Below are 17,993 nucleotides of genomic sequence, written 5' to 3' on the forward strand. Positions count from 1 at the left end.
CTCGTGCAAGGGGGCGTTATGGCTTCAGACGCGAGGAAGAAATCATGCCGACCGAAAAGATTACTATCGCCACCGATGCCGGCCACGAACTGACCGGCTCGCTCGAACTGCCCACCGGGCTGGTGCGCGGGGCGGCGCTGTTCGCGCATTGCTTCACCTGCACCAAGCAGAGCCGCGCGGCGGTAAGCGTAGCGCGTGCGCTGGCGCAGGAGGGCATCGCCTGCCTGCGGTTCGACTTTACCGGGCTGGGCGGGAGCGATGGCGAATTCGGGCGCGCGGGTTTTGCCACCGATGTCGCCGATCTGGTTGCGGCAGCGGAGGAGCTGCTGGTGCGTTTCGCGCAGCCGATCCTGCTGGTCGGGCACAGCCTCGGCGGCGCGGCGGTGCTGGCGGCGGCGGATGACCTGGGCTTCGACAAGGTCGCCGCGATCGCCACCATCGGCGCGCCCAGCGATGTGCCGCATGTGCTCCAGCGGATTGACGGCGATCTCGAGGCGATCCGCAAGGAAGGCGAGGGCGAGGTCACCATCGGCGGCCGCGATTTCGCACTCAGCCGCGATTTCCTCGAACGGGTCGAGAATATCGACCTGCTGGAGGAGGTCGGACGACTGAAGCGCCCGCTGCTGTTCCTGCATTCCCCCACCGATGCAATCGTCGGGATCGAGAACGCCAGCGCGCTGTTCCGCGCGGCCAAACATCCCAAGAGCTTCGTCAGCCTCGAGGGCGCGGACCATCTGCTGCTCGACGAGGCCGATGCGCGCTTCGCCGCCAGCATGATCGCCGCCTGGGCAAGCCGCTATCTGCCGCTTCGCGACGACTGGCCGATGCCCGCCAAGGGCGTCGTGGTGAAAACCGGTCATGGCAAGTTCGGCACCGAGGTGCACACCCGCACCCACCGTTTCATCGCCGACGAGCCCAAAAGCTACGGCGGCGACGACAGTGGGCCGACGCCGTATGATTTGCTCAACGCCGCGCTGGGCACTTGCACCGCAATGACGATGAAGATGTACGCCGATGGCAAGGGCTGGCCGCTCGAGGGGGCGACGGTCGAGGTGACGCATGAGCGCAAGCACCAGGACGAATGCGACCATGTCGAGGCGATGGAGGAGGGGCGCCCGATGCAGGCGCTGGTCCGCCGGATCGAACTGCATGGCGGCAAGCTTTCCGACGACCAGCGGAGCCGGATCATCGCCATCGCCGACAAGTGCCCGGTGCATCGCACGCTGGAAAGCGATCTCCACGTGCATACCACCGGGGTCTAGGCGGGGCAGTCGTCCCGCTGCGCGGTGTAGGATGCGTGGGTGAGGCGGTAGCCCGTGCGGCCCCCACGCGGCGTCACCGTTTCGCGCCACGGGGTGGGCTCGCCATTCAGTACCGCGGCCAGATCGGCACGGCCGACGCAGGTATCGAACACGTCGGCATGCCGCAGCCCGCCCTCGGCTACTGCGGCCGAGGTATCCACCATGCTCAATCCCGGCAAGTCCGGGCCGAGGTGGCAATTTCCGTCACGCCCCAGGCTGCGTTCCGCATAGTCGACCGAATAGCTGCAATCCGAGCTGCCGAGCCGGCTATAGCCGTGGAGCGAGCGCGAGGTTCGCAGCGCGAGGTCTTCCTGTGAGGAATAGATCGTCACCGAACGCCCGCCCTTCAGCAGTTCGGCGATCGAACCATCATCGCGCAGGACCTGGTGGCGATCGATATCGGGTGACACGAGGATCAGCCGGTGCACATGCGCCGCCTTGTCGGGCTTGGCGAGGTTGAGGCGCCTGATCGCCCCGACCAGCGCGCGCCCTCCCATACTGTGGGCCACCAGCGTGATGTTGTCACTCTTCTCGACCAGCGCCAGCAGCAGGCTGTCGATATAGCCCTGCGACCAGGCGATGCTCGAGGCATCGTAGAGATAGCTGAGATAGCGTTTGCGCGAGGGCCACACCACCGACACGGTCGGGACCGAATAGGCATTGAGGTTGCGCACCGTGACCGTGCGGTCGAGCGCATCGTCGAAATCGCTGCGGTAGCCGTGAATGTACAGCAGCACGCGGTTCTCGTTCCCGGGTTGCTCGATCTGGTCGGTCAGCGCGGCCAGCCACTGGTCTTCGGCCAGCAGCTTGGCGCGGTGCGCGTCCGATGACTCTTCATCGTGATCGGCCGGTTTGACGAAGCCGTAGGACAGCTCGTCCGAGCGGAAGATGGCGAATTGGAGCGAATCCTCACGGCAGTCGGCCATATTGCTGGCCATGAAGAAGACATCGCTTGGCGCGACGTCCCCCGGCGCACCGAACTGGTCCCCGCAATCGCTCGCCAGCAGCGACAGGCTGGGCGAGGGGAGGCTGCACGCACCGAGTAAGCCGGCGGCCGCGGTCAGCAGTCCCAAGGCGATCCTGTTCATCGGCTGTCTCCCGCGGTGCAGGGGGACACTACAGCCCAACCGCTATCGATCCAAGGCGTTCGGCACAGCCGTCACGCGTCGATCATCTCGCGGTCCATGTCGCCGGCATTGTTCTGGATGAAGTTGAACCGGTGTTCGGGATTGCGGCCCATCAGCTGGTCGACCAGTTCCTTGACCTTCGCGCGGTCCTCGAACTCGGGCGGGAGCGTGATCCGGATGAGGCTGCGGGTAGCCGGGTTCATCGTGGTCTCGCGCAGCTGCGCGGGGTTCATCTCGCCCAGACCCTTGAACCGGCCGACATCGACCTTCTTGCCCTTGAACACGGTGGCTTCAAGCTCGGCGCGGTGCGCGTCGTCCCGGGCATAGCGGCTCTCCTTGCCCGAGGTCAGGCGGTAGAGCGGGGGCTGCGCGAGGTAGAGATGCCCGCCGCGCACCACCTCGGTCATCTCCTGGAAGAAGAACGTCATCAGCAGCGTCGCGATATGTGCGCCATCGACATCGGCATCGGTCATGATGATGATGCGGTCGTAGCGCAGGTTCTCGGGGTCGCAATCCTTGCGCGTGCCGCAGCCCATCGCGAGCGTGAGGTCGGCGATCTCGCTATTCGCGCGGATCTTGTCGGCGGTGGCACTGGCGACGTTGAGGATCTTGCCGCGGATCGGCAGGATCGCCTGGCTCTTGCGCGCGCGCGCCTGCTTGGCGCTGCCGCCCGCCGAATCGCCTTCGACGATGAACAGTTCGGTTTCCGCCTCGCCTTCGCCCGAACAATCGGTGAGCTTGCCCGGCAGGCGCAGCTTCTTGGCATTGGTCGCGGTCTTGCGCTTGATCTCGCGTTCCTGCTTCCTGCGCAGGCGCTCGTCCATCCGCTCCATCACCTGGCCGAGCAAGGCCTTGCCGCGGTCCATATTGTCGGCGAGGAAATGGTCGAAATGGTCGCGCACCGCATTCTCGACGAGCCGCGCGGCTTCGGGCGAGGTCAGCCGGTCCTTGGTCTGCGACTGGAACTGCGGATCGCGGATGAAGACGCTGAGCATGACCTCCGCGCCGACCATCACGTCGTCGGCCGTCAGTTCCTTCGCCTTTTTCACCCCCGTCAGTTCGGCGAAGGCGCGCAGGCCCTTGGTCAGTGCCGCGCGCAGGCCCTGCTCATGCGTCCCGCCATCGGGCGTGGGCACGGTGTTGCAATACCAGCTGGTCGAACCGTCCGAATAGAGCGGCCAGGCAATCGCCCATTCGACGCGGCCCGCCTCATCGGGAAAGTCCTGGCTGCCCGCAAAGGGCTCCGCAGTGACGCATTCGCGCGACCCGATCTGCTCGGCCAGATGATCGGCAAGGCCGCCGGGGAATTTGAACACCGCTTCGGTGGGGACATCATCGCTCGCGAGGCTGTCCGCGCATTTCCAGCGGATTTCGACCCCGGCGAAGAGGTAGGCCTTCGACCGCGCCAGTTTGAACAACCGCTTTGGGCTGAACTGGCGGTCGCCGAAAATCTCGGTGTCGGGGACGAAGCTGACCGTGGTGCCGCGGCGATTGGGCGTTGGGCCGAGTTGTTCGAGCGGGCCGAGCGTCTGCCCCTTGGCAAAGCTCTGCGCGTACAGCTGCTTGTCGCGCGCCACTTCGACCCGCGTATCGCTCGACAGCGCGTTCACCACCGAGATGCCGACACCGTGCAGGCCGCCGCTTGTGGCGTAGGCCTTGCCCGAGAACTTGCCGCCCGAGTGCAGCGTGGAGAGGATCACCTCGAGCGTGGACTTGCCCGGGAACTTGGGGTGCTCATCCACCGGCATGCCGCGGCCGTTATCCGCGATAGTGATGCGGTTGCCTTCCTCGAGCCGCACTTCGATCCGCGTGGCATGGCCAGCAACCGCCTCGTCCATCGAGTTGTCGAGCACTTCGGCAACGAGGTGATGGAGAGCGCGATCGTCGGTCCCGCCGATATACATGCCGGGGCGGCGCCGCACCGGCTCGAGCCCTTCGAGGACCTCGATCGAGGAAGCGTCATAGTCGCCGCTGGAGGTCGGCGTGTTTTCGAACAGATCGTCGGACATACAGCTGCTATATCGTGCGGTTTCCCGCCGCTACAAGCGCGCCGGCAGGGTTATCCGCCCTGCTCAGAAGCGGCTGGGTGCATTCTCCACCACGACAACCGCACCATCGCGCACTTCGCGCACTTCGAAGGCGCGTTCGACCAGCCCGTTGCGCCCGAAGCGAAAAGCTCCGTCGAGACCAAGGAAGCCGTCTTCGCTGCGCAGCGCGCCAGCGGGGAAATCGCGGCCCGGACGCCAGTCCCGCGCCACGCGCAGCGTCAGCAGCACCGCGTCATAGCCCAGCGTCGCAATGCGATAGGGCTGGCTGCCGAAGCGTGCCTCATAGCTGTCGGTAAAGCGCTTGTAGCGATCGTCCGACACGGCGGAGAACCACGCCCCCGTCAGCGCCGATGCGCGCGTGACCGATCCTTCGCCGCTCCACAATTCGGTGCCCAGCAGCCGGGTGGTCATGGCGCCGCCCGGGTTGAGCACGCCAGCGGCCTGCGCCGCAAGGCGCGCGCCATCGGCGACCAGCACGGTGTCATAGCCGCCATGCGCTTTCAGCCGTTCCGCCGCGCTGACGATCGAGGTGTTGCCGCGGGCGAAGCGTTCGGTCCACACGACTGCGCCGCCATAGGCCGCTACCGCGCGCCGCACCGCGTCTTCCGCGCGCGAACCATATTCCCCGTCGGGGGCGATAATGGCGAAATTCTGCGCGCCCTGGCTGCGGGCATACTGGACCGTGCGCGTGATCGACTGTTCGGGGATGTGCCCCATGATGAACACGTCGGGCCCCGCGGCGCCGGTATCGTTAGAGAAGGAAATCACCGGCACATCCGCCGCACGCGCCGGGGCGGTGACCGAAGGGATGTTCGATCCGAGCAAGGGGCCGAGGATCAGCTTGTTGCCTTCCGCGATCGCCTGCCGCGCGGCGGCTTCGGGACCCTTGGCGGTGTCGTAAGTGGTGATCCGCAGATTGCCGGCATTGGTGTCGAGCAGCGCCATGGTGGTGGCATTGGCGATCGACTGGCCAACCGGTCCGTTGCGGCCCGACATCGGGACCAGCAACGCGATCCGGTGCCGTGTCTCGTCGGTCGGCAGGCTCTGCGTCGGTTCGGCTGAAGGCGTCGGCGTCACCGGCCCCGCGCGTTCGGGGGCCTTGGGAATGACCGAGCAGGCGCCCAGCAGGGCTGCCAGCCCGAGGGTTACCATTGCCCGACGGTCGAAAGTCCAGCGCTTCATCTTGCCGCGTCCCTCAATATTGGTTCATGGGGGAAGGGTGACTGATGCGACCCCTTCCGAAGATTCCCTTACACCGGGGCTCTATATCGTCGCCACCCCGATCGGCAACCTTGGGGATATCACGCTGCGCGCAGTCGATGTGTTGCGCCGCTGCGACGGGATCGCCTGCGAGGATACGCGGGTCACCGGCAAGCTGCTCAAGCATCTCGACATCTCCAAGCCGATGTGGCGCTATGACGATCACAGCGAACATCGCGACCGCACCCGGTTGGTCGAATCCATGCGCGACCGGGCAGTGGCGCTGGTCAGCGATGCGGGCACCCCGATGGTCTCCGATCCCGGTTACCGGCTGGTCAACGATTGCCGGGCGGAAGGCATTCCCGTTACCGCGCTGCCCGGGGCCTGCGCGGCCGTGACCGGGCTGGCGCTGTCGGGCCTGCCCAATGACCGCTTCCTGTTCGCCGGTTTCCTGCCCAGCAAGGACAAGGCCCGCCGCGAAACGCTCGCGGAACTGGCCGGGGTCGACAGCACGCTGATCTTCTACGAGACCGCGCCGCGCCTGGCGAAATCGCTGGCAGCGATCGAGGAGGTTCTTCCCGAACGCGAAGTGGCGGTCGCGCGCGAATTGACCAAACTGCACGAAGAAATGCGCCGCGGCCTGCCCGCGGGCGTGCGCGCCTATTTCGATGCCAATCCCCCGCGCGGCGAAATCGTCCTGCTGATCGGCCCGCCGCCCGAAAGCGTGGCGAGCGAGGAAGAGGCGGAGATCATGCTGGTCGCCGCTCTGCGCACGATGAAAGCCTCTCAAGCAGCGGGGCAGGTCGCCAAGGCCACCGGGATGGACCGCAAGGCCCTGTATGCGCGGGCCATGGCGCTGCGCTCCGAATGACCCGCCAGCTGGCCGAGAAAAGCGGCCGCGAGGGCGAGACACGCGCAGCCGTGTGGTTGCGCGCGAAGGGCTGGCAAGTGCTCGACCGGCGGGTCCGGACACCCGCGGGTGAGATCGACCTGGTCGCCAGACGCGGCGGGGTGGTCGCGTTCGTCGAAGTGAAATGGCGCCGCAAGCGCGCCGATCTTGACCATGCGATCGACGAATACCGGCTTTCGCGCGTCGCTGCGGCGGCGGAAGCGGTGGCGCATCGCTACGCCGAAAACGGCGAGGATATCCGGATCGACGTGATCCTGCTTGCGCCGGGCAGCTTCCCTCGCCACATCCCCAATGCCTGGCAGCCGTAATCTTCGCTTCTTCCCGCCGCTCGCCTGACTACGAGGAATAGGAATGTCCCTACGCGTCGCCGTCCAGATGGACCCGCTCGAAAACATCAATATCGCGGGCGACAGCTCTTTTGCGCTGATGCTGTCGGCGCAGGCGCGCGGGTTCGAGGTGTGGCATTACGACGTCGCGACGCTCGCCTATGAAAGCGATGGCAGTCCGCATGGCCGCATCACCGCGCATGCCGCGCCCGTCACCGTCCAGCGGGTCGAGGGCGACCATTTCCACGCCGGCGACCGCCGCCGGATCGACCTTGCGCGCGACATCGACGTGGTGCTGATGCGGCAGGATCCGCCGTTCCACCTGGGCTATATCAGTTCGGCACTGCTGCTCGACCGGCTCAAGGGGACCACGCTGGTGGCCAACGATCCGCGCGAAGTGGTCAATGCGCCGGAAAAGATGTTCGTGCTCGACTACGCGCAATACATGCCGCCGACGCTGGTCGCGCGGCATCTCGACGATCTGCGCGACTTCCAGAAGAAGCACGGCTCGGTCGTGGTCAAACCGCTGCACGGCAATGGCGGGAAGGCGATTTTCCGTATCGACAAGCACGGGACCAATCTGTCGGCGCTGTCGGAAGTGTTCGACCAGACCTGGCCCGAACCGCATATGGTCCAGCCCTTCCTCCCCGAGGTGAGCGAGGGCGACAAGCGTATCGTGCTGGTCGACGGCGAATTTGCCGGGGCAATCAACCGCTTCCCCGGCGAAGGTGAGTTCCGTTCGAACCTTGCGCAGGGCGGCCATGCCGAAGCGACGGCGCTGACCGAGCGCGAGGAAGAGATCTGCGCGGCGATGGGTCCCGAATTGAAGCGCCGCGGGCTGGTGTTCGTCGGGATCGACGTGATCGGCGGCAAGTGGCTGACCGAGATCAACGTGACCTCGCCAACGGGTATTGTCGCAATCGACAAGTTCAACGGCACCGACACCGCGGGGCTGATCTGGGATGCGATCAAGCGCCGCCACGCGGAGCTCTAGGACCGCTTCGCGGGCCCGCTGGTTACGGTTTCATGCACGAACTCATTATCCGCGCGATCGAGCAGGGCGGGCTGCTGGGCATTTTCCTGCTCATGGCGGTCGAGAACATCTTTCCGCCGATCCCGTCCGAAGTGATCATGGGGCTGGGCGGAGTCGCGGTATCGCGCGGCACGATCGATTTCTGGCCGCTGATGATCGTCGGCACCATCGGATCGACCGCGGGCAATTACGTCTGGTACTGGCTGGGCGACCATTGGGGGCGGACCCGGCTCGAACCCTTCGTCAACCGCTGGGCGCGCTGGCTGACGATGGAATGGGAAGACGTCGAGCGCGCACAGCGCTTCTTCCAGCGGCATGGCCCCTGGGTGGTCTTCGTGTTCCGCTTCACCCCCGTTTTTCGCACGATGATCTCGCTCCCCGCAGGACTCGCGCATATGGGGCTCTGGCGGTTCCTCGGCTTTACTTTTGCCGGGGCGTTCATCTGGAACCTCCTGCTGGTCGAAAGCGGGCGGCGGCTGGCGGTATGGCTCGCCGAATCGCAGGAGGTGCTCGGCTGGATCACGCTTGGCCTGCTCGGGCTGACGCTCGCCGGCTATTTATGGCGGGTCGTCAGCTGGAAACCGCGCGCCGAGCGCTAGTCCCGTTCGCGCGGATGGGCGCTGCGATAGGTCTCGAGCAGGCTGGCCGCATCGACCTTGGTATAGATCTGCGTCGACCCGAGGCTCGCATGACCGAGCAATTCCTGCAGGCTGCGCAGGTCGGCCCCCGCACCCAGCAGATGCGTGGCGAAGCTGTGCCGCAGCGCATGCGGCGTCGCGCTGTCGGGCAGGCCCAGCGCCTTGCGCGCGCGCGCGGTGGTCCGCTGCACGACGCCTTGTACGAGCGGCCCACCCTTGGCGCCGCGAAACAGCGGCTCCTCCGCGGGCAAGGGCCAGGGGCAGCGCTCGGCGTAGTCCGCCACCGCCTCGCGCACGATGGGGATGAGGGGGACGACGCGCTGCTTGCCGCCCTTGCCGGTTACGGTCAGCCGTTCGCCCAGCGGCAGCGCGGATGCGGTCAGCGACAGCGCCTCGGCAATCCGCATGCCCGCACCATAGAGCAAAAGCAGCACCGCGCGGTCGCGCGCCCCGATCCAGTCGTCGGCGGCGAGCGCTTCGACCGTATCCGCCAGGCCTATGGCATCGTCGGGAGTGACCGGGCGCGGGAGGCCCTTCTTAATCCGCGGGCCGCGCAGGCGCGGGGGATCGGATACCGCGTGCCCCGCCTGCGTCCGCGCAAAGGCAATGAACCCCTTGAGCGCGGAGAGTTCGCGTGCGGTCGAAGCGTTCGACAGGCCGTCGGCGCGGCGTGACGCCAGATGGGTGCGCAGCGCCGCGGTCGATAGCTCGGCGACATCGTCCCATTCCGCCAGGTCCAGCCGGGTCAGCAGCCGCTCGGCTGCCTTGTCATAGGCGCGCACCGTATGCGGCGAACGCCGCAGCCCGAGCGCGAGATGGCCGTGCCACGCTTCGAGCAGTTCCGCGCGGCTCATGAGGCGACGAGATCGGCCTGGACCAGCTCGCCCAGCAGCGCATCGAGCAGCGGCATGCCCTGCGGGGTGACGCCGATCCATCCCTCATCCGTACGCACCAGCCCAAGGTCGCGATAGAGCGCGAGCTTGGCAGGGTCGATCAATCCGGTGGGCGGGACCGCGAACCGGCGGGTGAGGGCGGCCAGATCGACGCCCTCGGCCAAACGCAGACCCATCAGCAGCGCTTCGCTTGCCTGTTCGCTCCGGTCGAGCGGGCGCGCTTCGGCGATCCCGTGACCCGTCTCGGCCACCGCGGCAATATAGTTCTCGGGCTTGCGGTGCCGCGTCGTGGCCACGTCGCCGCGCCGTCCATGCGCGCCAGGGCCGATCCCGATATAGTCCTGGTAGCGCCAGTAGGTCAGATTGTGCCGGCTTTCCTCCCCGGGGCGCGCATGGTTGCTGATCTCGTAGGCGGGCAGGCCCGCGGCAACGGTCATCTCGCGGGTCAGTGCGAACAGGTCGGCGGCATTGTCGTCGTCGAGCGGTTCGAACATCCCGCGGCGGACATCGGTGGCGAAGCGCGTCGCGGGTTCGATGGTCAGCTGGTAGAGCGACATGTGATCGGTGCCGAGCGCCAGTGCTTCGCCAAGCTCGGTGCGCCAATCGGCCATGCTTTGTCCGGGCCGGGCATAGATCAGGTCGAGCGACACGCGCTGAAAGTGGCTCTGCGCCAGCTCGAGCGCGGTCAGTGCCTCCTCGACTCCGTGCAACCGGCCGAGAAAACGCAACGCTTCATCGCGCAGGCTTTGCACGCCCAGCGACACGCGATTGACCCCGACCGCCGCCAGATCGGCGAATTTCGCAGCCTCGACGCTGCTCGGATTGGCCTCCAGCGTGATCTCGATCGCCCGATCGAAGCCCCACAAACGCTCCGCCTCGCGCAGCAGATCTGCCACCAGAGACGGCGGCATCAGCGACGGAGTTCCGCCGCCGAAAAAGACACTTGCGAGGCGTTCCTCAGACCCGGTCGCGTCGAATTCGTGGCGCATATCTGCCAGCAGCGCTGTCTTCCATTCCGCCATATCCGCGGTCTTGCGGACGTGGCTGTTGAAATCGCAATAGGGGCATTTGGCGATGCAATAGGGCCAATGGATGTAGAGTGCGCGGGCCAAAAGTGCCTTCAATCATTCTTAACTATATCGGCTGAAGAGCCGGACCCATGAATGGGACGAAGAACTGGATCGCGCCGCTAATGGGCGCTGTTGCTCTACTCTGTGCCACGGGGACTGCCGTGGCCGCAAGCGGATCGTCGCGCTGGCTTTCGCAGGACAAGCCGATTCCCGCATCACGCTCGATCGATGGTCGGGGAAGCTCGGACGTCCATCTGGCCGCACGCATCCTGCGGACGCACAATGACGAACGCCTGCGCCTGCGCCTCCAGCCCCTCAAGTGGAACACCCATCTCGAGCGCGAGGCGCAGGACTGGGCGCGTCACTTGTCGCGCAAGGGCATGCTGCAACACGCCAGCCAGAAGGGCCGCAACCAGACGGGCGAAAACCTCTGGATCGGCACCGCCGGACACTGGCCGGTTGAAACCATGGTCGGCATGTTCATCGCCGAGAAAAAGCATTACCGCCACGCGCACTTCCCCGACATTTCGAAAACGGGGAACTGGGCCGACGTCGGGCATTACTCGCAAGTGGTCTGGCGCGACACGCAGGAAGTCGGCTGCGCGGTGGCCACCGCCGCGGGCAACGATGTGCTGGTCTGCCGGTATTGGCCCGCCGGAAATGTCTGGGGCCAGAAAGCCTACTGAGTTTCCTGGCCGAACTGTTCGGAGACCAGCTTAGCAAACGCATCGGCGCGGTGACTGATCGCGTGTTTCTGCGCCGGTTCGATCTCAGCAAAGGTCTGCTCGCTGCCCTCGGGCACGAACACCGGATCGTAACCGAAACCCATTTCGCCGCGCGGCGGCCAGGTGAGGCTGCCGGGAGCGGTGCCTTCGTAGACCGCGTGCTCGCCATCGGGCCATGCCAGCGCCAGCACGCAACGGAACGCGCAGGACCGGTCAACGTCTGGCCCCTGTTCCTGCAACAGCCCCTCGACCTTGCCCATCGCCATGTACCAGTCGCGGCCCGGATCGCCCTCGAACCACTGCCGCTCGGCCCAGTCGGCGGTATAGACGCCCGGCCGGCCGCCGAGCGCAGCGACCGACAGGCCGCTGTCGTCGGCCAGCGCGACGATGCCCGACGCCTCCGCCGCAGCCCGCGCCTTGAGCAGCGCGTTCTGGACGAAGGTGGTGCCGGTTTCGGCCGGTTCGGGCAGACCCAGCGACCCGGCCGACAGGCATTTCATGCCATGCGGCTCGAGCAGCGCGGAAATCTCTTTCAGCTTGCCGGCGTTGTGCGTGGCAATCACCAGCGAGCCCGAACCGAGCCGGCGCGTCATTTGCGCGTAGCCTCGTCCTGCGCCTTGAATATCTGCGCGCAGCCCATCTGCGCCAGCCGCAGCAGGCGCAGGAAGGCTTCCTCGTCATAGGGCGCGCCTTCGGCAGTCGCCTGTGCCTCGGCGATCTTGCCGCCTTCGATCAGCACGAAATTGGCATCGGCATCGGCATTGCTGTCCTCGGGATAGTCGAGGTCGAGCACGGGCGTGCCCTGGTAGACCCCGCAGGAAACCGCCGCGACCTTCGCGGTGATCGGGTCCTGCGTGATGTCGCCCGATTTCATCAGCCCGTCGACTGCGAGGCGCAGTGCGACCCAGGCGCCGGAGATCGAAGCCGTGCGCGTGCCGCCATCGGCCTGGATCACGTCGCAATCGAGCGTGATCTGCCGTTCGCCGAGCTTCTTGTGATCGACGACCGCGCGCAAGCTTCGTCCGATAAGCCGCTGGATTTCCTGCGTCCGGCCGCTCTGCTTGCCCTTGGCCGCCTCGCGCTGGCCGCGCGTATGCGTGGCGCGCGGGAGCATCGAATATTCGCCGGTGACCCAGCCTTCGCCCTTGCCGCGCAGCCACGGCGGGATGCGTTCTTCGACGCTGGCGGTGCACAATACGCGCGTTTCGCCGAAGCTGATCAGGCAGCTGCCCTCAGCGTGCTTGGTGTAACCGGTTTCGATAGTGATGGCGCGCATTTCGTCGGGCGCCCGGCCGGAAGGTCGCATGGGGTTCTCCATTGCAGTCGAGATCTCGCGAGTGCCTGTGGCGCAAGCCCCTTGAGGCCGCAAGGGGAGTGGTTAGATAGGGGGCATGAATTCCCCGCCGCTGAACGATCTGACAGAACGCGCCCGCGAGATATTCCGTCTCGTCGTCGAAGGTTATCTCGACAGCGGCTCGCCGGTAGGATCGAAAGCGTTGGCGGGCGGCGGGCAGGTCAATCTCTCCCCCGCTTCGATTCGCAACGTGCTGGCCGATCTCGAGGCGCGCGGGCTGCTTGCGGCGCCGCATACGAGCGCGGGGCGGATGCCCACCGATACCGGATTGCGGCTGTTCGTCGATGCGATGATGCAGGTGGCCGAACCAACGCGCGAGGAACGCGACGCGATCGAGCAGCGGTTGGGCGAACCCGGTCCGATCGAACGCGCGCTCGAGGAAACCAGCGCGCTGCTGTCCGACCTTTCGGGGGCAGCGGGCATGGTCATGGTCCCGACGCGCGAGCCGCGTCTGGCGCAGGTCTCATTGACCGCACTCGACACACACCGCGTGCTGGCGGTGCTGGTCGGCGAAGACGGCCAGATCGAAAACCGCATCATCACGCTTCCCGCCGAAGCACTCGGCACCTCGCTCGAACAGGCCAGCAATTACCTCACCGCACGCAGCTCCGGTCGCACCCTGGCTGAGGCGGCCAGCACGGTCGAAGCGGAGATCGCCAGCGGGAAGTCCGCGCTCGACGAAGCCAGCAGCGACCTGGTGCGGCGCGGGCTCGCGACATGGAGCGAGGATGCGGCCAAGCGCCCGGTCATGATTGTGCGCGGGCAGGCCAATTTGCTCGACGAAGCCGCGTTGGGCGATATCGAACGCGTCCGCTCGCTGCTCGACGATCTCGAAAGCAAGCAGTCGGTCGCCAGCCTGCTCGAACGTGCACGCCGCGCTGAAGCCATGCGGATATTTATCGGCGCGGAGAACCGGCTGTTCTCACTTTCGGGTTCGTCGGTCATCGCCTCGCCCTATCGCGACCGCGAGGGCAGGGTGGTCGGCGTACTGGGGGTGATCGGCCCGACTCGGTTGAATTACGCGCGGGTCGTCCCCATGGTTGATTTCACCGCCCGATCCTTGGGCAAACGCATAGGCTGACAGGGTTATTACGTGACCGACGAAAACAACAACGAACCGCAGAAAAAGGCGGTCGACGACGAAGTGCTACGCGAAATGGAAGGCGTGCCCGAACACCTTCGTGGCGATACCGATGAGGACAGCGAGGAAAGCTCGCTCGACGATGCACTCGGCAAGCTCAAGGGCGATCTCGAAACCGCGATGCAGGACGTGCTCTACGCGCGCGCAGAGACGCAGAACGTGCGCCGCCGCCTGGAAAAGGACGTGCAAGATGCGCGCAATTATGCCGCGACCAACTTCGCGCGCGATATCCTCAGCGTGGCGGACAATCTGGCGCGCGCACTCGACCATGTGCCCGACGAATTGCGCGAGCACGAGAAGGCCAAGAACTTCATTTCGGGCATCGAAGCCACCCAGCGCGAGCTGGAGAAGGTGTTTGCCGGCAATGGCATCACGCGCATCGCCGCCAAGGGCATGCCGCTCGATCCCAACCAGCACCAGGCGATGATGGAAGTGCCGAGCGACGAGGTCGAGCCGGGCACCATCGTGCAGGAAATGCAGGCCGGCTACATGATCAAGGACCGCTTGCTGCGCCCGGCCATGGTCGGCGTGGCGAAGAAGCCGGACTGATAGCCTGTGCTGAACGGCGCCCTGACCGGCATTTTTTGGGGCGCCGTTATCTTGTTTCTATGGTGGCTTGGGAGGCGGGCTCAGGCGCGCCCTGTCTCGGCGGTCGCGGACTGGCCTGAGCAGGTATACTCGTCATATACTGAGGAATTTGATCTCGAGATAAGGGCACGAGACCTTCCCGCTCTGCTCGACGCCGATGGGACTGCTGGTGAGAGCCCCAGCGGTGATTTCGAGCGGGATATCGATAGGCGAAGGGAAGCATACCTTGCAGCGCGTGCGCACGGTATTTCTCGTTTGGTCGAGTTTCGCCCTCCCAAGCCACCGGCGTCGGTTTGCCTTCTGATTGATCTGTCTGGATCGATGGCAAAGCGGCTACCGGAAGTGCTAGGAGAAGTCAGGGCAATTTCGGAATGGCTCACGAAGCATGAGTCGAACGTAGCGGTGTATGGTTTCACAACCCGCGGCTGGCGGGGCGGTCCGGTACGGAAAAACTGGCTTGCAGATGGATCGCCCGAATACCCCGGGCGATTGTGCGCCCTAGTTCACATTGTTGTTTCCGATTTCGGTTCGCCCGGTGGCGACGATGACTGGGATGCGCTGCTCAGGACGGATATTCTTCGGGAGAACGTCGATGGCGAAGCGCTTCGATGGGCGGCGGACCGATTGGTTCAGGAGCGAACACCCAACAAGATGCTTGTCGTCCTGTCGGATGGGGCGCCAGTGGACGACGCGACGCTCGCAGCGAACGGGAACAGTTTCCTGTTCAAAGATATGGTTGAGGCCATGTCTGAAATCGAGAAGCGCGAGCATATCACGCCCATTGGGATTGGGCTCGACTACCGCGTGAGCGAGTTTTACCCGCAGTCGGGTCTCGTAGAAGAGGGCGGCTCATTGCTCCAAGCAATAATTCCGTTCCTTGATGGCACGGCCACTGGCGGGACAAGAACGGAGGGTTGATAATGCATTGGATTTTTGGGGCGGCCGCATGCGCCCTTGCCGTCGTTTCTGCATCGCCGCTCGCTGCCGAAGAGGCGGCCGATGCGCGGCTCGCGGCGGTGGCGGACAGCTATTACGATTACCAGCTCGAGCAATTCGGGCTGACCGAAAACGTCAATGGCAGCACCGAGCGCGGCGCCAGCCTGTGGTCGGTCACGCCCGAAGCGCAGCGGGCACGGGCGGCACGCTACGTAGAATACCTTAGTGAGCTTGAGGCAATCGACCGTTCCGCGCTGGGCGCAAAGGGGCGGACCGACGCCTTGGTGCTGCGCACTCTGCTCGAGGCCGAAATCGGTGATGCGCGCTTTGCCGAATGGGAAATGCCCTTCGACAGCGACAGCAATTTCTGGTCCTATCTGGCCCCGCGCGGCGGCTTCACCACGGCCGAAGAATATCGGAACTACATCGGGCGGATGCGCGATATCCCGCGCTATTTCGCCGAGCAGACCGCCAATGCGCGGGCCGGTCTGGCGCGCGGGTTTTCGGTTCCGCGGGTGACGCTGGAAGGACGCGATGTGTCGATCGCATCCTATGTCGTCGACGATCCCGAGCAGAGCCCCTTCTGGGCGCCCTTCGCCGATATGCCGCGCAGCATTCCCGCGGACGAGCAGGAGCGCCTGCGCGAAGCCGGGCGCACGGCAATCGCGAAGCACGTAACGCCCGCCTATGCCCAATGGCTCGCCTTCTTCCGCGAGGAATATCTGCCCAATACGCGCACGACCCTTGGCGCGAGCGAGTTCCCCGATGGCGCGGCCTATTACGCGCAGCAGATCCGCCAATACACCACGCTCGACCTGACCGCCGAGCAGATCCACCGCATCGGGCTCGACGAGGTCGCGCGGATCACCGCCGAAATGGAAAAGGTGAAGGACGAGGCGGGCTTCGACGGCACGCTTGCCGAATTCGTCACCTTCCTGCGCACCGATCCGCAATTCGTGGCGCGCAGCGGCGATGAGCTGATGGGGGTTTCCTCCTATGTCGCCAAGCGCGTCGATGGAAAGCTCGCCGACTATTTCGGCTTCCTGCCGCGTCACCGGTTCACGATCCGCCCGGTCGATCCGGCAATCGCCCCCTTCTACACCGCGGGGCGCGGCGGGCTCGATGCGTGCCAGATGAACACCTACGACCTGCCTTCGCGCCCGCTCTACAACATCCCCGCGCTGACGCTGCACGAATGCGCGCCCGGGCACAGTTTCCAGGGCGCGGTCGCGCTCGAACAGGAGGAAGCCCCGCGGTTCCGCCGCCAGACCTATTTTTCGGGCTTTGGTGAGGGGTGGGGGCTCTATGTCGAATATCTCGGCGAGGAGATGGGGATCTATCGCACGCCCTATGAGAAGTTCGGGCGGCTGTCCTACGAGATGTGGCGCGCGGCGCGGCTGGTGATCGATACCGGCATCCACCACTATGGCTGGAGCCGCGAACAGGCGGTCGATTACCTGTCGAGCCATACTGCCCTGTCCGACCGCGAAGTGGGCACCGAGATTGATCGCTACATCAGCTGGCCGGGTCAGGCCTTGGCCTACAAGCTGGGCGAGATGACGATACGCCGCGTCCGTGCGAAGGCGGAAGAGGAACTCGGCGAAGCGTTCGACATCCGCAAGTTCCACGATGTGGTGCTGTCGCTCGGTTCGGTGCCGCTGCCCGCGCTCGAAGCGCGCATCAATGCCTTTATCGCCGATGGCGGGCAGGGTTTGCCCGGCGTGACCTACGACTGAGGAACGGCGAAGCCGCTCGTCCGTAGGTGATCCGACAGGGACGCAAACGGAGAGATACCATGAACACCAAGCTGTTACTCGCACCCGCGCTACTCGCCTCGAGCCTCGGACTGGGCGCCTGCGCCCAGAATTACGCGGTCGAGGGCGCAGCTGCCGGCGCGGCTGCCGGTGCCGGGCTGAGCGCACTGCTGGGCGAAGACCTCGAAACTTACGCGCTAGCCGGTGCCGCGATCGGCGGGGTGATCGGCTATGTCAGCGACAAGGACGACGATTGCGACGGCTATTACGGCGATGGCCGCTATGTCGACGACGACTGCCGTGACGACGATCGCTACGCCCGCTACTGGCGCTGATCGCCTGGTCGGATGAACATCCGACCGAACGAACAAGGGCCGTCCCGCATGGGGCGGCCCTTTTTGCATCGGCTGCCCGCACTTCCTAGCGCTCGGCCCCGGGGAAGCGGACCAGCAGGTCGTATGCTGCGGGATCGGCGATGCCCGCGACCTTGACACCATTGCGCAGCCAGAAGGCGTGTTTCACGATCTCGGCCTGCTGCTCGATGCCATAGCGTTCGAGCGGCCAACCGGGTTTGAGCGCATAATCATAGCGCGCCCATGGCATCCGGCGCGTGACCAAATACCAGTCGCCCCTGGTCTGGACCTGCCAGACATGCACCAGCTCGTGGATCAGCAACCCCTGGCGCAGCACATGCGTGGTCGAGAAATCATCGCAATAGGCATCGCCGCGAGGGTGGAAATGCACGTGTCCGCGCGGGGCCATGGTGATCCGGCGGGGCTGGAAGGGAAACCACTTCCGCCGCCGGATCGTCACCCTGGCATAATCGATCGCGTGCCCGAAAACCGATTGGGCGAGCGCAATCTCGCCCGCTGTCAGCGGACGTTCCCCTCCTACGGGGCAGGTTGGCGCGACCGCTTCGTCATGGGCAGCAACCCCCAGCGTGTCGCGC

General features: G+C 65.5%; 19 protein-coding genes. 11 read left to right on the top strand and 8 right to left on the bottom strand.

Going from position 1 to position 17,993, the window contains the following annotated elements; translation table 11 throughout:
* The first annotated feature begins 44 nt into the window (after positions 1–44).
* Positions 45–1,262 carry a bifunctional alpha/beta hydrolase/OsmC family protein gene (locus VWN43_RS06095; protein WP_320180250.1) on the top strand — a complete coding sequence of 406 codons (1,218 nt, stop codon included), beginning with the start codon at positions 45–47 and terminating at the stop codon, positions 1,260–1,262.
* Here VWN43_RS06095 and VWN43_RS06100 read toward each other — a convergent pair.
* The 3 genes from VWN43_RS06100 to VWN43_RS06110 form a co-directional block, all read right to left on the bottom strand.
* Complete coding sequence (locus VWN43_RS06100) at positions 1,259–2,389, bottom strand: alpha/beta hydrolase (protein WP_320180249.1); 1,131 nt, start codon at positions 2,387–2,389, stop codon at positions 1,259–1,261. The genes VWN43_RS06095 and VWN43_RS06100 overlap by 4 nt on opposite strands.
* 71 nt (positions 2,390–2,460) lie before the next feature.
* On the bottom strand, positions 2,461–4,437 hold the full coding sequence (parE, locus tag VWN43_RS06105) for a DNA topoisomerase IV subunit B (RefSeq protein ID WP_320180248.1): 1,977 nt from the start codon (positions 4,435–4,437) through the stop codon (positions 2,461–2,463).
* A gap of 63 nt (positions 4,438–4,500) precedes the next feature.
* A complete protein-coding gene (locus VWN43_RS06110; RefSeq protein ID WP_320180247.1) occupies positions 4,501–5,658 on the bottom strand; it encodes a penicillin-binding protein activator in 1,158 nt (385 codons plus the stop codon).
* 37 nt (positions 5,659–5,695) lie between these two features.
* Between VWN43_RS06110 and rsmI the strand changes: the two genes are divergently transcribed.
* The 4 genes from rsmI to VWN43_RS06130 are packed head-to-tail and all read left to right on the top strand — an operon-like array spanning position 5,696 to position 8,544.
* A complete protein-coding gene (rsmI, locus tag VWN43_RS06115; protein ID WP_320180246.1) occupies positions 5,696–6,547 on the top strand; it encodes a 16S rRNA (cytidine(1402)-2'-O)-methyltransferase in 852 nt (283 codons plus the stop codon).
* Positions 6,544–6,894 carry a YraN family protein gene (locus VWN43_RS06120; protein ID WP_320180245.1) on the top strand — a complete coding sequence of 117 codons (351 nt, stop codon included), beginning with the start codon at positions 6,544–6,546 and terminating at the stop codon, positions 6,892–6,894. The genes rsmI and VWN43_RS06120 overlap by 4 nt, the downstream gene beginning before the upstream one ends.
* Before the next feature lie 43 nt (positions 6,895–6,937).
* Positions 6,938–7,906, top strand: a complete 969-nt coding sequence (gene gshB, locus VWN43_RS06125; protein ID WP_320180244.1) for a glutathione synthase — start codon at positions 6,938–6,940, stop codon at positions 7,904–7,906.
* Between the two features lie 32 nt (positions 7,907–7,938).
* The gene (locus VWN43_RS06130; RefSeq protein WP_253515658.1) at positions 7,939–8,544 is read left to right on the top strand and encodes a DedA family protein; all 606 of its coding nucleotides are present in this window, start codon (positions 7,939–7,941) and stop codon (positions 8,542–8,544) included.
* Here VWN43_RS06130 and VWN43_RS06135 read toward each other — a convergent pair.
* Positions 8,541–9,437, bottom strand: coding sequence for a tyrosine recombinase XerC (locus VWN43_RS06135; protein ID WP_320180243.1), 897 nt, complete (start codon positions 9,435–9,437; stop codon positions 8,541–8,543). The two genes, VWN43_RS06130 and VWN43_RS06135, sit on opposite strands and share 4 nt — an antisense overlap.
* Positions 9,434–10,588, bottom strand: coding sequence for a radical SAM family heme chaperone HemW (gene hemW, locus VWN43_RS06140; protein ID WP_320180242.1), 1,155 nt, complete (start codon positions 10,586–10,588; stop codon positions 9,434–9,436). The genes VWN43_RS06135 and hemW overlap by 4 nt, the downstream gene beginning before the upstream one ends.
* A gap of 47 nt (positions 10,589–10,635) precedes the next feature.
* On the opposite strand from hemW, the gene VWN43_RS06145 reads away from it, so the two are divergent.
* Positions 10,636–11,232, top strand: a complete 597-nt coding sequence (locus VWN43_RS06145; protein ID WP_320180241.1) for a CAP domain-containing protein — start codon at positions 10,636–10,638, stop codon at positions 11,230–11,232.
* Here the strand turns inward: VWN43_RS06145 and rdgB are convergent.
* Both rdgB and rph read right to left on the bottom strand, forming a co-directional pair.
* On the bottom strand, positions 11,226–11,864 hold the full coding sequence (rdgB, locus tag VWN43_RS06150; RefSeq protein ID WP_320180240.1) for an RdgB/HAM1 family non-canonical purine NTP pyrophosphatase: 639 nt from the start codon (positions 11,862–11,864) through the stop codon (positions 11,226–11,228). The two genes, VWN43_RS06145 and rdgB, sit on opposite strands and share 7 nt — an antisense overlap.
* The gene (gene rph / locus VWN43_RS06155) at positions 11,861–12,577 is read right to left on the bottom strand and encodes a ribonuclease PH (protein ID WP_067466735.1); all 717 of its coding nucleotides are present in this window, start codon (positions 12,575–12,577) and stop codon (positions 11,861–11,863) included. Before rph ends, rdgB begins: the two co-directional genes overlap by 4 nt.
* Before the next feature lie 85 nt (positions 12,578–12,662).
* Between rph and hrcA the strand changes: the two genes are divergently transcribed.
* Genes hrcA through VWN43_RS06180 form a run of 5 tightly spaced genes read left to right on the top strand, consistent with a single transcriptional unit; the run spans position 12,663 to position 17,379 of the window.
* Positions 12,663–13,706 (top strand): heat-inducible transcriptional repressor HrcA, encoded by a 1,044-nt coding sequence (gene hrcA / locus VWN43_RS06160; RefSeq protein WP_320180239.1) that lies wholly within the window; start codon positions 12,663–12,665, stop codon positions 13,704–13,706.
* Positions 13,707–13,718: 12 nt separating this feature from the next.
* Positions 13,719–14,315: a nucleotide exchange factor GrpE gene (gene grpE / locus VWN43_RS06165; protein WP_320180238.1), complete on the top strand. Its 597-nt coding sequence runs from the start codon at positions 13,719–13,721 to the stop codon at positions 14,313–14,315.
* A 6-nt stretch (positions 14,316–14,321) separates the two neighbouring features.
* A complete protein-coding gene (locus VWN43_RS06170; protein ID WP_320180237.1) occupies positions 14,322–15,272 on the top strand; it encodes a cobaltochelatase CobT-related protein in 951 nt (316 codons plus the stop codon).
* A gap of 2 nt (positions 15,273–15,274) precedes the next feature.
* Positions 15,275–17,026 (top strand): DUF885 domain-containing protein, encoded by a 1,752-nt coding sequence (locus tag VWN43_RS06175; protein ID WP_320180236.1) that lies wholly within the window; start codon positions 15,275–15,277, stop codon positions 17,024–17,026.
* A 59-nt stretch (positions 17,027–17,085) separates the two neighbouring features.
* Positions 17,086–17,379 carry a YMGG-like glycine zipper-containing protein gene (locus VWN43_RS06180; RefSeq protein WP_050600536.1) on the top strand — a complete coding sequence of 98 codons (294 nt, stop codon included), beginning with the start codon at positions 17,086–17,088 and terminating at the stop codon, positions 17,377–17,379.
* Positions 17,380–17,464: 85 nt separating this feature from the next.
* Here VWN43_RS06180 and VWN43_RS06185 read toward each other — a convergent pair whose 3' ends face one another.
* Entirely contained in the window at positions 17,465–17,983 is a 519-nt protein-coding gene (locus VWN43_RS06185) for a vgr related protein (protein ID WP_320182113.1), read from the bottom strand.
* Positions 17,984–17,993: the final 10 nt, after the last annotated feature.

Source organism: Qipengyuania sp. HL-TH1 (assembly GCF_036365825.1).
Classification (GTDB): Bacteria; Pseudomonadota; Alphaproteobacteria; order Sphingomonadales; family Sphingomonadaceae; genus Qipengyuania; species Qipengyuania profunda.

Excerpts from the sequence above, each read along its gene's own strand:
- VWN43_RS06110 (WP_320180247.1), bottom strand. The coding sequence starts at position 5,658 with ATGAAGCGCTGGACTTTCGACCGTCGGGCAATGGTAACCCTCGGGCTG.
- rph (WP_067466735.1), bottom strand. The coding sequence starts at position 12,577 with ATGCGACCTTCCGGCCGGGCGCCCGACGAAATGCGCGCCATCACTATC.
- parE (WP_320180248.1), bottom strand. The coding sequence starts at position 4,437 with ATGTCCGACGATCTGTTCGAAAACACGCCGACCTCCAGCGGCGACTAT.
- VWN43_RS06135 (WP_320180243.1), bottom strand. The coding sequence starts at position 9,437 with ATGAGCCGCGCGGAACTGCTCGAAGCGTGGCACGGCCATCTCGCGCTC.
- VWN43_RS06145 (WP_320180241.1), top strand. The coding sequence starts at position 10,636 with ATGAATGGGACGAAGAACTGGATCGCGCCGCTAATGGGCGCTGTTGCT.
- VWN43_RS06130 (WP_253515658.1), top strand. The coding sequence starts at position 7,939 with ATGCACGAACTCATTATCCGCGCGATCGAGCAGGGCGGGCTGCTGGGC.
- VWN43_RS06100 (WP_320180249.1), bottom strand. The coding sequence starts at position 2,389 with ATGAACAGGATCGCCTTGGGACTGCTGACCGCGGCCGCCGGCTTACTC.
- hrcA (WP_320180239.1), top strand. The coding sequence starts at position 12,663 with ATGAATTCCCCGCCGCTGAACGATCTGACAGAACGCGCCCGCGAGATA.
- VWN43_RS06095 (WP_320180250.1), top strand. The coding sequence starts at position 45 with ATGCCGACCGAAAAGATTACTATCGCCACCGATGCCGGCCACGAACTG.
- VWN43_RS06120 (WP_320180245.1), top strand. The coding sequence starts at position 6,544 with ATGACCCGCCAGCTGGCCGAGAAAAGCGGCCGCGAGGGCGAGACACGC.
- rdgB (WP_320180240.1), bottom strand. The coding sequence starts at position 11,864 with ATGACGCGCCGGCTCGGTTCGGGCTCGCTGGTGATTGCCACGCACAAC.
- gshB (WP_320180244.1), top strand. The coding sequence starts at position 6,938 with ATGTCCCTACGCGTCGCCGTCCAGATGGACCCGCTCGAAAACATCAAT.
- VWN43_RS06180 (WP_050600536.1), top strand. The coding sequence starts at position 17,086 with ATGAACACCAAGCTGTTACTCGCACCCGCGCTACTCGCCTCGAGCCTC.
- VWN43_RS06175 (WP_320180236.1), top strand. The coding sequence starts at position 15,275 with ATGCATTGGATTTTTGGGGCGGCCGCATGCGCCCTTGCCGTCGTTTCT.